14 protein-coding genes are annotated in these 13,695 nt (G+C 61.7%); 9 read left to right on the top strand and 5 right to left on the bottom strand.

The window, feature by feature from the left end:
* Positions 1-19 precede the first annotated feature (19 nt).
* The 5 genes from BMZ79_RS21600 to BMZ79_RS21580 form a co-directional block, all read right to left on the bottom strand.
* Positions 20-361 (bottom strand): DMT family transporter, encoded by a 342-nt coding sequence (locus BMZ79_RS21600; protein WP_090643734.1) that lies wholly within the window; start codon positions 359-361, stop codon positions 20-22.
* Positions 358-1,140, bottom strand: coding sequence for an HAD family hydrolase (locus tag BMZ79_RS21595; protein ID WP_090643732.1), 783 nt, complete (start codon positions 1,138-1,140; stop codon positions 358-360). The genes BMZ79_RS21600 and BMZ79_RS21595 overlap by 4 nt, the downstream gene beginning before the upstream one ends.
* Positions 1,141-1,155: 15 nt before the next feature.
* The gene (locus tag BMZ79_RS21590; protein ID WP_371263769.1) at positions 1,156-2,526 is read right to left on the bottom strand and encodes an ABC transporter substrate-binding protein; all 1,371 of its coding nucleotides are present in this window, start codon (positions 2,524-2,526) and stop codon (positions 1,156-1,158) included.
* A 194-nt stretch (positions 2,527-2,720) separates the two neighbouring features.
* A complete protein-coding gene (locus BMZ79_RS21585; RefSeq protein WP_090643729.1) occupies positions 2,721-3,563 on the bottom strand; it encodes a carbohydrate ABC transporter permease in 843 nt (280 codons plus the stop codon).
* A 37-nt stretch (positions 3,564-3,600) separates the two neighbouring features.
* The gene (locus tag BMZ79_RS21580) at positions 3,601-4,479 is read right to left on the bottom strand and encodes a carbohydrate ABC transporter permease (RefSeq protein WP_090643727.1); all 879 of its coding nucleotides are present in this window, start codon (positions 4,477-4,479) and stop codon (positions 3,601-3,603) included.
* Positions 4,480-4,664: 185 nt separating this feature from the next.
* Between BMZ79_RS21580 and BMZ79_RS21575 the strand changes: the two genes are divergently transcribed.
* The 9 genes from BMZ79_RS21575 (at position 4,665) to BMZ79_RS21535 (ending at position 13,360) form a co-directional block, all read left to right on the top strand.
* Complete coding sequence (locus BMZ79_RS21575; RefSeq protein ID WP_090643724.1) at positions 4,665-5,225, top strand: GbsR/MarR family transcriptional regulator; 561 nt, start codon at positions 4,665-4,667, stop codon at positions 5,223-5,225.
* 422 nt (positions 5,226-5,647) lie between these two features.
* Positions 5,648-6,355 (top strand): GntR family transcriptional regulator, encoded by a 708-nt coding sequence (locus tag BMZ79_RS21570; RefSeq protein ID WP_177222259.1) that lies wholly within the window; start codon positions 5,648-5,650, stop codon positions 6,353-6,355.
* Between the two features lie 65 nt (positions 6,356-6,420).
* Complete coding sequence (locus BMZ79_RS21565; protein ID WP_090643719.1) at positions 6,421-7,887, top strand: extracellular solute-binding protein; 1,467 nt, start codon at positions 6,421-6,423, stop codon at positions 7,885-7,887.
* A gap of 10 nt (positions 7,888-7,897) precedes the next feature.
* Positions 7,898-8,848, top strand: coding sequence for a carbohydrate ABC transporter permease (locus tag BMZ79_RS21560; RefSeq protein WP_143089029.1), 951 nt, complete (start codon positions 7,898-7,900; stop codon positions 8,846-8,848).
* 27 nt (positions 8,849-8,875) lie between these two features.
* Positions 8,876-9,772 carry a carbohydrate ABC transporter permease gene (locus BMZ79_RS21555; protein WP_090643714.1) on the top strand — a complete coding sequence of 299 codons (897 nt, stop codon included), beginning with the start codon at positions 8,876-8,878 and terminating at the stop codon, positions 9,770-9,772.
* A gap of 13 nt (positions 9,773-9,785) precedes the next feature.
* The gene (locus tag BMZ79_RS21550) at positions 9,786-10,955 is read left to right on the top strand and encodes an ABC transporter ATP-binding protein (protein WP_090643711.1); all 1,170 of its coding nucleotides are present in this window, start codon (positions 9,786-9,788) and stop codon (positions 10,953-10,955) included.
* Entirely contained in the window at positions 10,927-11,805 is an 879-nt protein-coding gene (locus BMZ79_RS21545) for an HAD family hydrolase (RefSeq protein WP_090643708.1), read from the top strand. The genes BMZ79_RS21550 and BMZ79_RS21545 overlap by 29 nt, the downstream gene beginning before the upstream one ends.
* A gap of 21 nt (positions 11,806-11,826) precedes the next feature.
* Positions 11,827-12,522, top strand: coding sequence for a hypothetical protein (locus BMZ79_RS21540; protein ID WP_090643704.1), 696 nt, complete (start codon positions 11,827-11,829; stop codon positions 12,520-12,522).
* A 76-nt stretch (positions 12,523-12,598) separates the two neighbouring features.
* Complete coding sequence (locus tag BMZ79_RS21535; protein ID WP_090643702.1) at positions 12,599-13,360, top strand: sugar phosphate isomerase/epimerase family protein; 762 nt, start codon at positions 12,599-12,601, stop codon at positions 13,358-13,360.
* Positions 13,361-13,695 lie beyond the last annotated feature (335 nt).

The raw sequence follows: 13,695 nt of genomic DNA, 5'->3' as shown, positions 1-13,695 counted from the left end.
GTTTCGCTCGCTCCCTTCGTCAATGCCCGTTTTGACTTATATTCAAGCCGATGACCCCGGCGACGATCACGCCGATCCAGAGCAGCGAGGACATCGGCAGCTTTTCCCCGAACACGAAATACCCGGCGATCGCGATGAGCACGATCCCGACGCCCGACCACACCGCGTATACCAAGCTGACTTCCAAGTAGCCGAGCGCGAAATTGAGCAGCGTAAAGCTCGCTCCGTAAAACAAAAACATCAACACGGAAGGCACGACGCGGGTAAAGCTTTCCGATAGCTTCATGGACACGGTGCCGGACAGCTCAAGCGCGATCGCGAGGCCCAGCAGCAGCCACCCCATGCCGTTTCCCCCTCTCATGATTCGCCTTCCAGGACGGCAAGCTCGCCGTAGGCGACGATCATCGCGTCCGCGTCCGCCAGCAGCTCCGCGTCCGCGCCGGCCGGCCCGGCAATGCCGATTGCAAGCGCCGCGCCGGCCGCCTTGGCCATGCGCATGTCGCCGTTCGTATCGCCGATGACCGCGACCCGCGAGCAGGGCAGCCCCAGCTTCCCGCACGCCAGCTCGACCATATCCGGAAACGGCTTGCCGCGTTCCGTCTGGTCCGCCCCGACGCAGACGTCGAAATAATGCCCGAATCCCAGCCAATCGAGATGCTCGAGGGCCGTCTCCGTCTCGTCCGCCGTCACGACGCCGAGCGCCAGGCCGGCGCGGCGGCATTGCGCCAGGAACGCGGCGACGCCTTCCAACGGCTTCACCGTCCGGGCCTGCGCCAGCCGCTCATTGGCGTACGTGGCGCATTCCCGGGCGAGCACCTTCGCCTCGGCCCAAGAGAGCCCCGACCGGTAGCCCTGCCACGTCAGCACCGCCAGCAATTCGCCGACCGTCCCCATCGCGAGCGGTCCGTTGCGGTCGTAATCCCTAATCTCCCCGTCCGCCGAGCGGCGGGTTCCCCATAATGTGTCCGAATCCACTTCGATCGGCCGCAGTTTCCTCGCTTCAAGCTCATGAGAGAACCGGGCGAGCAGCTGCTCGCTCCAGTTCCCCCACGTGTACACAAAGTCCAGCAGCGTGCCGTCTTTGTCGAACAAAATCGCTTGAACCGGAACCTCTGCGCCCGCTGCGCGCAATAGCGCCATGCGCGGGCCCTCCTTTTACTTGTTCAGTTTGTCCAGCTCGCGCTGGGCCGTCGCTTTGGCTTCCTTCAGGACCTTCTCCGCCGGCTCGCCCGAGATTTGCAGCTTGTCCGCCGCGACCTTGAGCGCGTCGGTGATTTTGCCGCCGGTCGGATCCTGGAACGGCTTGGACGCGTGCGCCGCCTGCTTGAGCGGAATCGTGCTCTGCGGATTCGCCTTGCTGAACGCGACGAACGCCGGATCGTCCAGCGCCGACTGGCGAACCGCGATATACCCCGTGTTCATCGACCAGAACGCCGTGTTCTCCGGGCTCATGAAGAACGCGAACCATTCCAGCGCCGCCTTCTGCTGCTCCGGGCTCGCCTTCGCCGGAATGCCCGCGAGGATGGCCTGCGCGACCGGCTTGCCCGGGCCCGCGCCTTCCCAGCCCGGCTGCTCCATCGCCGCCAGCTGAATGAAGTCCAGGTCGCCTTGGTCGCCGCTCGAACCGGTATAGCCGGCCGCTTGGCCCTTCATGACGTCGTCGATCGTCTGGTACCAATATTCCCAACCTTGGCCGCCGGAGTGGATGCGCATCGTCTTGTCGTCGAAGATCGCCTTGCGGAAGAAATCCCACGTCGAGATCCATTCCGGCGAGTCGATCAGGACCGTCTTGCCGTCGTCGCTCAGGATCTTGCCGCCCTTGCTGTACGCGGCGTCGATCATGTTGTCCGCGCCCCACATCGGCTCCCAGCCGTAGAACGTCGTCTTGCCGCCGCTCTTGACCGCCGTCTTGTCCGCCGCCTTCGCCAGCGCTTCCCACGTGGTCAGCTCCTCGGGCTTGATGCCGCTCTTCTCGAGCGCGTCCTTGCGGTAGTACATGACCTGCGTCGTGCCGTACATCGGCAGGAAATACTGCTTGCCGTCGACCTGGCCCTGCTCGAGGAAGGTCGGGACGACGTCGTCCTTATTGAAGTCCGGCAGCGCGGCGAGCAGATCGTCGATCGGGGCGTAATAGCCCTTGCGCGCCCAGTCGACGTTCGAGGACAGGACGGCGGCGGGCACGTCGCCCGACGCGATCGCGGCCTGCAGCTTCTTCTCCGTCTCGCTGTAGTCGGCCTGCACGACCGGCTTCACGATGACGTCCTGCTGGGACGCGTTGAACTTGTCGATCAGCTTCTGCATGTTCTCGCCCAGCTTGCCGCCGAGTCCGTACCAGAATTCGATCGCGACCGGTTCCTTGGCCGGTTCGGCCGCGTTCCCGGCGGATGCGTCCGACGACTCGTTCGCCGGCTGCGCGTTCGCCGCGTTGTTCGCCGGCTCCTGGCCGTTCGAGCCGGCCGCGTTGCCGTTCCCGTTCCCGCTCCCGGCCGAGCCGCATGCCGTCAGCACCAGAAAAGACGTTAACAAAAGACCCGCCGCTGTTGATTTCATCGTCACCATGTTCATTTCCTCCACCTTTTCTTTTTTCGGGCGCGTTTCCGATTCCCTCTTGCTTGCCTCTCACGCTCTCGGGTTTGCCGCTTGTTCCCGCTTGCTTTCGAACCTATCCTTTGTTTTCCGATTCTAGCCTTTGCTTTCGATTCTAGCCTTTGCTTTCGATTCTAGCCTTTGCTGGCGCCCGCCGACAGGTTGACGCTCTGGATGATCGTCTTTTGCGTCAGCACGAAGATGACCAGGAGCGGCGCGATCGTGAACGCGCTGGCCGCCATGATGAGCGGCCATTTCAATCCGTACGCACCCCCTTCCACGAAGAAGCTCCGCAGTCCGGCCGACACGAGCTGCAAATTCGGGTCCTTCGTGATGAGCATCGGCCAGAAGTAGTTGTTGTACTGCTCGATGAACGTGATGAGCGCCAGGACGGCGAAGGACGCCCGGGTCAGCGGTATGAGCACCGTCCACAAGATGCGGACGTGCGACGCCCCGTCGATCTGGCCGGCCTCGACCATCTCGTGGGATACCTGCAGGAACGATTGCCGGACCAGGAAGATCGAGAAGATGCTCACGCAGTTCGACAGAATCAATCCGCCGTACGTGTTCAGCAGATGCAGCTTCCCGAGAATGATGTAGCCGGGCAAATACACCGCCGTCGCCGGAATCATGTAGCCGATCAGAATGAGCAAGGTGAACGCGCCCTTCAGGCGGAATTTCATGTGCGTGAGCGCGTACGCCATCATCCCCGAGTTGACGACTTGGATCGCGACGATCGCGGCGGCGACGAAAATGCTGTTGCCCATGTACCGGGCGAACGGCGCGGCGGTCCAGGCGTCGCGGAAGTTGCTCCACATCGGGTCGTGCGGCCACAGGGTCGGGGGAAATCGAAAGATTTCGTCGTTCGTTTTGAGCGCGCTCGTGACCATCCAGTAAAACGGAAACGCCATGAGCAGCGCCAGCGCGGCAACGATCAGATAATGCGCGGATGCGCCCAGCTTCCTCCAAGCTGACATGCGAATGCTCCTCTCCTGTCCGAAAGTCGGATTAATCCTAATAATGAACGGCTCTGCGGCCGACCAAGCCGGAAGCGAGCGACAGCAGCGCGCAGCCCGCGACCAGCGTGATCGCGACGGCGGACGCTTGTCCGATCTGGAACGACGTGAAAGCCGACTGGTAGTATAGATAGAGCAGCGTGCGCGTGGATCCGGCCGGGCCGCCCTGGGTCAGGACGTTGATCTGGTCGTACGCCTGCAGCGCCTGCACCATCTGCACGATGATCAGGAAGAACGTCGTCGGCGAGATCAGCGGCAGCGTCACGTGCGCGAATTTGCGCCAGGCGCCCGCGCCGTCCAGCTCCGCCGCTTCCTTCAGGTCGTTCGGCACATTGCGGATCGCCACCAGGTAGAACACCATGGCCCAGCCCGCCGATTTCCAGACGGTCACGAGCAGCACGCCGACGAGCGCCCAGTGCGAATCTTCCAGCCAGCGAAGGCCGCCGCCCCCGAACGCCTTCAGCACGCTGTTGGCCAGCCCGACCTCCGGCTCGAAAATCCAGGACCACACGATCGACACCGCGACCGTCGGCGTGACCCAGGGCGAGAAGATCAGCGTGCGGTACACGGCGCCTCCCTTCAGCTTGCTCGTGAGCAGCAGGGCGAGGCCGAGGCCGATCGCGATGATCGGCAGCACGCTGCCGAGACAGAACAGCACGGACACGCGGAGCGACTGGTAGAACGCCGGGTCGGCGAACAGCCCGCCGTAATTGTCCAGCCCCACGAACGTCTTGGCCGGGCTCATGAAGTCCCACTCCATGAAGCTTAGGTACACGACGTACGCGAGCGGGAAGAACCAGAACAGCGCGAGCGGAATCATCGCGGGCAGCGTGAACAGCAGGGCCTTGCCCTCGGAGATAAAATATTTTTTTCGCATACAAACCTCCTATCGTTCAATAAATATTTAATAATTTGCGGAATAATGGTGTTTTATCGAACTAATCGTCTTATTTTCAAAAATTATTGTACGTTAAGTTTTTTCAAGAAAGGTTATCCCAACGTGAAATCGGGTTGAATTTTATGTAAAATGCAGGGTAGAGACGAACGGCTGGAGGAGGAACGATGAAGAAAGATACGGCAGGCAGATTGAACGATCCGGCCTCGTCCCGCGAGCAGCTTCGGGCCAAAGTCGTCGACGCCATCGCGCAGACGATGGACTTGTACGGCGTCAACTACACCTTCGGGCAGCTGTACGGCATCATGTTTTTCGAAGACCGGCCCATGACCCTGGAGGAAATGCAGGCGGACATGAAGATGAGCAAGAGCAACATGAGCTACGCCGTCCGCTCGCTGATCGAATCCAAGATGGTGTCCAAGCTTAAGGAGAAAGACGCGCGGAAAGACCTCTACGTGGCGGAGACGAACTTCTTCAAGGCGTTCCAGTCCTTCTTCACGACGAAGCTGCAGCGCGAAATCGACGTCATGAAGCACGCGATCGAGGAGGTCATCCCCTCCTTGTCGGAAACGATCCTGGAGCTGAACACCTCGGACGAGGAACGGAAGCTCTGTCTGGAGGATCTGCACAAGCTGAAGCACGCGTTAAGCTACTACGAGTGGCTCCAGCAGTTCGTGAACGACCTGGAGACGGGCGTTTATTTCGACGGGCGCCAGGAGTCCCGGTAACCGCGTTCGCGCAGCGCGCGAATCGATCGGCATCCCATCCGCGCGATACGCGCCGCCATCCTTCAAAAAATAAACCAAGAGCCCTCGCCCGATCAACCAAGGCGAGGGCTCTTTGATTTGAGGACCGTGGCGAAGCTGCCCTCGGCCGAAGCGCCGGTCCGAAGTCCCCGCTCCGAATTGTTCTAGACCAATTTACGCCTCGCCTAGCCGCTGCGTTCAATGAATCCGCCTTATAATCCGGCGTTTCGGGCTTTTCGCCCAAGAAATCCGGTCTATTGATCTAGACCAATTAATCGAAGCTTAACCTGCCGTTAGCATTCGCCGCACGTTGTTTTATTCCCGACTAACATTCGCCGCCTATGCTGGTAGCAGGCCGAGCATCCTCGGTTGCGGCCACGACAAAGGAACGAATGGAGCCCGCGATGGTAAACCGTTACGCAGAGATTTGCGCGATCCTCGGCAAAGAAATCGACCAAGGACTCTTCATGGAAGGCGAACGGCTGCCCACGGAGAGGGAGCTGAGCGACCGCTTCGGCGTCAGCCGCGAGACGATCCGCAGATCGCTGAAGCAATTAATCGAGCTTGGACGCGTCCATGGCATCCAAGGCTCGGGTTATTACGTCCGCCGGCAGGGTCAGCACATGAAAAGCACCATCAATCGCTTTTCCAGCATTACCGAGCTGATCCGCAACGCCAATCTGACCGAAGGCGACCTGGAGGTGCAGATTTTCAAACGCAAGCCCGACGCGCAGGAGATCCAACTGCTCGATCTCGGCAGCCAAGACGTCGTCTTCGTCATCGACCGAATACGAACGGCCGACCGCGAGCCGGTGGTGTACTCCAAAAACATCTTGCCCCAACGCATCGTCGGGGTCGATTTCCCGGAGAAGTTCGAGCCGGGCTCCCTGACGAAATGCTTGAGCCAGAAGTACGGCATTACGGTCGCGGAAGCGCTGATGGAGCTCTGCGCCGTGACCGACGAGGACATGCTGCCCTATCGGCTGAAAGTAAGCAACTCCCCCCTGCTTAAATTCATCCAAGTGCATTATGACGCCAAGGGGGCGCCGATCTTTCTTTCGTACGATTTCATGCGCAACGACAAGATCCGGTTCTTCGTCAGGCGCACCTGAATCGTCCCGTTCGGACCGCTCCGGAAACCGCTCGCCCAAAATTTAACCGTCGAGGAGAATGCCACGTGAACATCCAACCCGCGCTTCATTGGAAACGCGCCGCCGCCGCCGCCGCGGTGACCTTGCTGCTGTCCGGCTGCGGACAGGCCGTCCAGAATACCGCCGCCGACAATGCCCGCCAAGCGGAAAGCACCCAGGATCCCAATGCCGCCTCGGATATCGATACGGGAGGCACGAAGGTGAACGTCGTTTCCGCGGCGGACGATGCGGAAGTCGTGCCGATCGAGGTCATGACGCCCGATTCCTCCGCCCCGGCCAGGGCGAACAATTTCGTCAAGGCCGCCGACATGCTCAATGCCCAGCTGGAGAAAGAAAACGCCAAGCAGCGGGTGAAGGTCAACGCCGTCGTCAAGCCGCTGGCCGATGACGATTTCAAGCAAAACTTCATCTTCGCCTCGAAATCCGGCAACGCCGCCGATATCTATGCGACCACGTTCTCCAATATCGGCTGGATGGCGGACGGGGATTATCTGCTGAATCTCGACGGCATCGAGAAGGAAGCGGTATTCCGAAACCAGATCCCGGGCTACTGGGACGCGGTGACCTGGGATAAGCATATCTGGGGCGTCATTCAAGACACGGAAGCCCGCCCGGTCTATTACTGGAAACCCGCGCTGAAGAAGCTCGGATGGACGGACGAACAGATCGCGGCGCTCCCGGACAAAGCCGAGAAAGGCGAAATCACGATCGCCGACATGGACAAGATCGCCAAGGACGCCGTCGATCGGAAGATCGTCCGTAACGGCTTCGTGCCGACCACCGGCCAGAGCGACCTGGCCCTCCTCTACTACAGCCACGGCGTGGAGATGTACGACAAGGACAAAGCCGAATACGTGCTGGATAAAGCCCATATGACGGATACGCTTAAGTGGATCAAGGGCCTGCTCGACGCCAAGGTTCTGCCCGCGGCCGCGCTCTCCGCGCCCAAGGACGACAACCTGAAGGCGATGATCAACGGCGAAACCATGTTCATGGTCGCCGGCGTCTGGGACGAAGCGAAGTGGCGAACGCGCGGCATGGAGAAGACGCAGGGGAACGTGAGCACGGACTTCATCATGCAGAATATCGGCGTCATGCTGATGCCTCCCGCCGAGAAAGGCGGCAAGCCCGTCACCGTATCCGGTCCGTGGACGTACGTCGTCAGCAAGCAAACGAAGCACCCGGAGCTGGCCAAGCGCCTGCTGACCTACGTCAGCGCGCCGGAGCTGCAGAAGGAGCACGACGAGCAAAGCTCGCATCTTCCGTTTACGAAGGAAGGCCAAGCGCTGATCAAGGACGACGCCTGGCTGAGCGCCAACAGCTACCTGATCAACTATTCCAGATTCATTCCGAACGATCCCGACCAGCCCAAGTTCGCGAAGATCTACACGGATGCCATCAAGAACATCGCGACGGGCAAGAGTCCCGAGGAAACGGTGAAGTGGATGGAGCAGCAAATGAAGCTGAATCTCGATAAATTCACGGTAAAGTGACGTGGCCCGCATGAACGCGAAGCATAACGATACCAACAAGCCCTTCCCCCGGCAGCAACCCGGGGGACTGCGGGACAAGCTGAGGGAACACGGCGCCTCGGGTTTGATGCTGAGCCCGTTCCTGTTCAACCAATTCGTCTTGTTTGCCGCGACGGCCGTCATCGTGACCTTGATCGCCTTTACGTCGATGGACGCCGCGCTGCGCTGGGATTTCAACGGACTGACGAATTTTCGCAAGGCGTTGATCGATCCCAAGGTCGGGCTCATTATCGCCAATACGGCCTTGTTCGTCGTATCGACGCTGGTCATCCAGATCGCCTGGGGGTTCGTCATCGCGGTGACGACCACCCACTACGTGCGCAATCGGACGGTCGGCTCCGTGTTCCGAACGATCTGGCTCCTCCCCCGCGTCTCGCCGGGGGTCGTCGAAGCGCTGCTTTGGACCTGGATTCTCAGTCCCAGCAAGTACGGCGTGCTGAATACGCTCATGCACGCCTGGTATGGCTCGGAGCCCGTGGCCTGGCTCGACAAATACCCGCTCTTGATCAACATTCTGCTGTCCGGGGTGATGGGCTCGACGCTGTCGATGATCGTCTTCTCGTCCGCGCTGCAAGCCGTGGACAAATCCTATTTCTACGTCGCTCGCGTGGACGGCGCGACCGAATGGAGCATGCTCTGGAAGCTCATCGTTCCTTTCCTTCGGTGGCCGCTGACCTTCCTGGCGGTATGGCAGGGACTCGGCCTGCTCACCAGCTACGAATCCATCCTGCTGCTGACCGACGGCGGACCGGACAACCGTTCGGAGACCTGGGCGCTGTACGCCTTCCATACGGCGTTCTTCACCCTCGATTTCGGCTACGGCTCGGCCATCTCGCTGTTTATCCTGCCGATCATCGTCATCGCCATGGTCGTGTCGTACCGGTTGTTCGGCTTCCGCAAATTAATGGGCGGGGCCCGCTGACGGGCCCGGAAGGGAGGCATACGCATCATGCATGACAATACGGTCCGGATCGACGCCCTGCCGGTTCGGTCGGAGGGTTTTACGCCGCCGGCAAGAGCCGGACGCTTCAAGGGACTGCCCAATCTCCTGTCGATCGCGGCGCTTACCCTCGTGACGGTTCCGCTGCTGTTCATTTACGTCTGGCTGATTCTGATCTCGTTCGGCGACAAGATGGTCAACGGCATCCTGCCGCAGGGCTTCACCTTCCGGAACTGGAGCTTCCTCTGGTCGGAACTGACGGTCGACGGCATGGTCTACCCGAGCATCTGGGGCATTTTCGCCAATACGCTGATTATTGCCGTCGGCTCCTCCGTGCTGGAGGTATCCGCCGGCCTCATGGCGGGCTACGTCATCTCCCGCAGCCGCTTCCCGGGGAGAAACGGCCTGCTGCATTCCACGATGCTCACCCATGCGTTCCCTGCCGTGACCTCGCTCATCGCTTCGTTCTACATCCTGAACGAGCTCGGGCTGATCAACACGCTCGGCGGCATCATTCTGCTGAAGGGCTTTGCCGGGCTCGGCATGTCGACCTGGATCATCAAGGGCTTCTTCGACGACGTGCCGAAGGAGCTCGAATGGGCGTCCAGCGTGGACGGCGGCAGCCGGATCAAGACGTTCGCGGCGGTCTATCTTCCGCTCGTCTGGCCGGGCATCGTCGCCGTCTCCCTGTTCGCCTTCCTGAGCGGATGGGGCGAATACATCATGGTGTCGGTGTTCTTGTTCGACGACGACATCAACACGCTCTCGCTGATCGTCCGCAGCCTGTTCTCGGAGACGTCCACGGCCAGCTACGGCGTCGTCATGGCGGTCGGCAGCTTCTACATGCTGCCGTGCCTGATTCTGTACTTTTTCTCCCAGCGCGCGCTGATGAGAATGAAAATGTGAAGGAGGCTGCGCCATGCGCATTGAACTGCGGCACGTATCCAAACGCTACGACGCGGAAGCGCCGTCCGTCAACGATTTGAGCCTGTCCGTCCGGGACGGGGAGCTGATGACGATCCTCGGCCCGAGCGGCTGCGGGAAGTCCACCACGCTGCTGATGATCGCGGGGATCTTCCCGCCTTCGCAGGGCGATATCCTGTTCGACGGACACCGGGTGAACGGCGTGCTGCCGAAGGACCGGCGAATCGGCATGGTGTTTCAGAATTCCGCGCTGTATCCGAATATGAACGTCCGGAAGAACATCGAATATCCGCTCAAAAACATGGGCGTGCCCCGCAAGGAACGGGCGCAGCGCGCCGAAGAGGCGGCCCGGATGGTGCAGATGAGCGACTATATGCGGCGCAAGCCCGGCCAGCTCTCCGGCGGGCAGCGCCAGCGGATCGCCATTGCCCGGGCGGTCGTGAAGCGGCCGGGGCTGCTGCTGCTCGACGAGCCGCTGTCCAGCCTCGACGCCAACCTGCGGGGATCCATGCGCGAGGAAATCAGGCGCCTGCAGAAGGAGCTCGGCATTACGACGATCATGGTCACCCACGATCAGGAGGAAGCGCTCTCCATGTCCGACAAGATCGCCGTGATGAACGCCGGCGAATTGCAGCAGATCGGCACGCCCTTGCAGCTGTACGGCGTGCCGGCCAATTGGTTCGTCGCGAGCTTCCTCGGCATGCCCGCCATGAATGAACTGGCCTGCGCTTGGCGCGCCGGCAGCCTGCAGCTGACGGCTGCCGGCCAGGCGATTCCCCTGCCCGGCGCAGCCGCGAATGAGCTCGGGGCGATAAGGGAGGGCCACGCGATGCGTCTGGCCTTCCGGCCTCACCAAGCGTCGCTGGTCACGGATCCCGGCCACCGCCTGGAAACCGATTTGCGAGGCCGTGTCGCCGCGGTCGAATTCACCGGGAGAGAACGCCTCGTGCACGTCCGTATCGGCGATGCGACCGTCAAGGCGTATGCCGGCACGGCCGAATCGCTTGACGAACATCAGGAAGTCGCGGTTCGGCTGGCCGCCGACTATTACCTGTTCGACCGGGAATCGGGCGAGAACCTGCGGCTGCCCGCCGCAAGCGGACGGACGGAAATAAGCGAAACGGGAGACATGACCTTTGCTAAACAAGCCGCCTATTCCCGCTAACCGACCAAGCATTCCGATTCGCTGGATCGTCTCGGATTTGGACGGCACGCTGCTGGACTCCCGGCAGCGGATCCCGCCCGGACTCGTTCGGCGCATCGCCCGCTTCACCGAAGCCGGCGGAGCTTTCACGTTCGCCACGGGGAGAACCTTGCGCTCCGCCATGCCGTACATGTCGCAGCTCGGGGTAACCGCGCCCGTGATCCTGTTCAACGGCGCCCGGATCTACGACCCGGTTTCGGGCGCGTATTTGACCGAGCATTTGCTCGACCCCGCGGATGTTCGCCGCGTCATGCGCCTGCATGAAGAGGACGGCGCGGTGCGGCAGCTCGACCTGCTGCTGTTTCATCAAGAACGCATCTTCTGCGCCGCGCTGTCCGAGCGGGTACGGAAACAGATGGACAAAGACGGCGTCGTCGCGGAGACCGCTTCGCCGCAGCGGATGGCGTCCCTCGCCGGGCAGGCGACCAAGCTCATGCTCCTTGGGCCGGAGAACGGGCTGATCCGCTTCCGGCAAGCCGAAACCGCCGCCAAGCTCAACACCGTGCGGTCCGAAAGCGGGCTGCTGGAGGTGCTCCCGTCCGGCATCAACAAGAGCGTCGCCCTGTCGGCGATGATTCGCATGCTTGGCGCGGAACCGGACGATTTCGCCGCCGTCGGCGATAATTTGAACGATCTGGAGATGGTCGGCTCGGTTCGCAACGGGTTTGCCGTCGCGAACGCCGACCCGGCCGTCAAGGATGCCGCCGCGCATGTGCTTGCCCGCAGCAACGAGACGTCGGCGCTGCTCGACGTGATCGAATTCGCGGAGTCCACTTGGGCTTCGGGGCTCGGATTGCCCCGCGCCGACTAATTTTGAGGAGATGAGACCACGATGACCGCCAATGCCAATCATGCGATTTTAGCCGACTACGAGCTGCCTCCGGGCACGCTCTTCCCCGATTCCGCGCCGCGCTATCCCAATTTGTGGGTGCTGGTGCACGAATCGCTGGCGGACAGCTACCGGGCGGCGATTACGCTCGTCATGGAGCAGCTGGAAGCATGCACCGACATGTACAACGACTTCGGCTACGCGCATGCCGGCGAGGGCTGCGACGCCTTCGCCCGCAGACGCGGCCTGCAGCCGGTTCGTCTCGGACCGGACGGCTCGAGAAGCCACGATCACTGCGTCCATCTGCGGTTTTACTTCGCTCCGCTTCGCGCCGGCAATCCGGTCGAGACCGCGGAGGGGCGCTATTACCAAGTCGCGGCCAGCGTGCACTACGAAGTCGACCGTCCCCAGCGGTTCCATCCGTATATCGACGAATGCCCGCATTGCGGATGCACGGGCGAATACGGAGCCTACATGGGCGGCACGATCCGGGAGAAGAACGAACGCGTGCACGATCCGCTCGGCCTGGAGCTGATCCTGTACGGCACCGTCCGAGGCGAAGACGTCATCGCCTTCGACGGTCTGAACCGCCTGGCCGACCGGTTCGAGGTGCGCATGGCCGAATTCGTGCCGGGCCCGGACCGAGCCGACGTGACGACCGGCAAGGTCGGCCTCGTGTTCCTCGGCGCGCGCGGCTGAGTCTGCCCATCCATCATGGAGACAGAGATCAAGCGTGCCGGGTCTTAGACAAATTCAAGCCGAGGAGCGAATGCCCATGAAACGAAACCAAATCGCCGCCCAACTCTATACGGTGCGCGGCTTTACGAAAACGGCGGAAGAGCTGGACGCGGCGCTGGGCAAAATCAAGGCGATCGGCTACGAAGCCGTGCAGGTGTCGGGAATCGGCCCCATCGCGCCGGAGACCGTACTAGAGCTGTGCCGGCGGCACGGATTGACGATTTGCGCGACGCATGTTCCGTTCGACCGGCTGCTTCGCGATTTGGAGCAGGTGATCGAGGTTCATCGGGCCTGGGACTGCCGCTATGCGGGCCTTGGATCGATGCCGGAAGCGTACCGTACCGGCTTGGAGGGCTACCGGGAGATGGCCCGCCTGCTGTCCGGGATCGGGGCGAAGCTTGCCGAAGCGGGAATCGAGCTGATCTACCACAACCATAAATTCGAATTCGAGAAGATGGCGGGCAAACCCGGTCTCGAGTGGCTGCTGGAGCTGACGGACGCGCGGGTCGGCTTCGAACTGGACACGTACTGGATTCAGGCCGGAGGCGCCGACCCCGTGAAATGGATCCGCAAGGCCGCCGGACGGATGAAGGTCGTGCACCTGAAGGACATGGCCATCGTCGGCGACGCGCAGCGGTTCGCGGAGATCGGCGAAGGAAATCTGGACTGGCCGGCGATTCTCGAAGCCTGCCGCGACGCCGGGGTCGAGTGGTACGTGGCGGAGCAGGACGTCTGCCCGGGGGATCCGTTCGAAAGCTTGGCGATCAGCTATCGCGCGCTCCGCGAATGGGCGGAATGACGCGCGCGGGCGAAGGCCTGCCCCACGGCCGAGGGACGGGAATCGTCCGGAGAACGGACATGCCAAAAAACGGGACGAAGCCGGCATATGCCGGCTTCGTCCCGTTTTGATTCCCAGCGGTTCCGACCGTTAAGCTTGGAGAAGCCTTGACGCCTCCGCCGACCGGGCCGAGCAGGGCCAGTCTCGCCGGGGGAGCCGAGAGCCTCGAAGGCTCAGCCGATAAGACTGGGCGGGGCGGGGGTCTGTCAACCATTCGCGGACACACGTGCGCTTATTTATGCGAATACCTGCGTTTTTGCGATTTCGCGGCCACACGATCCGCTATTAGCCCCGCA

The organism is Paenibacillus sp. UNC496MF (assembly GCF_900113915.1).
Classification (GTDB): domain Bacteria; phylum Bacillota; class Bacilli; order Paenibacillales; family Paenibacillaceae; genus Paenibacillus_Z; species Paenibacillus_Z artemisiicola.
The sequence above is the reverse complement of the archived record's forward strand: the minus strand, read 5'-3'. Positions and strand labels throughout refer to the sequence as shown.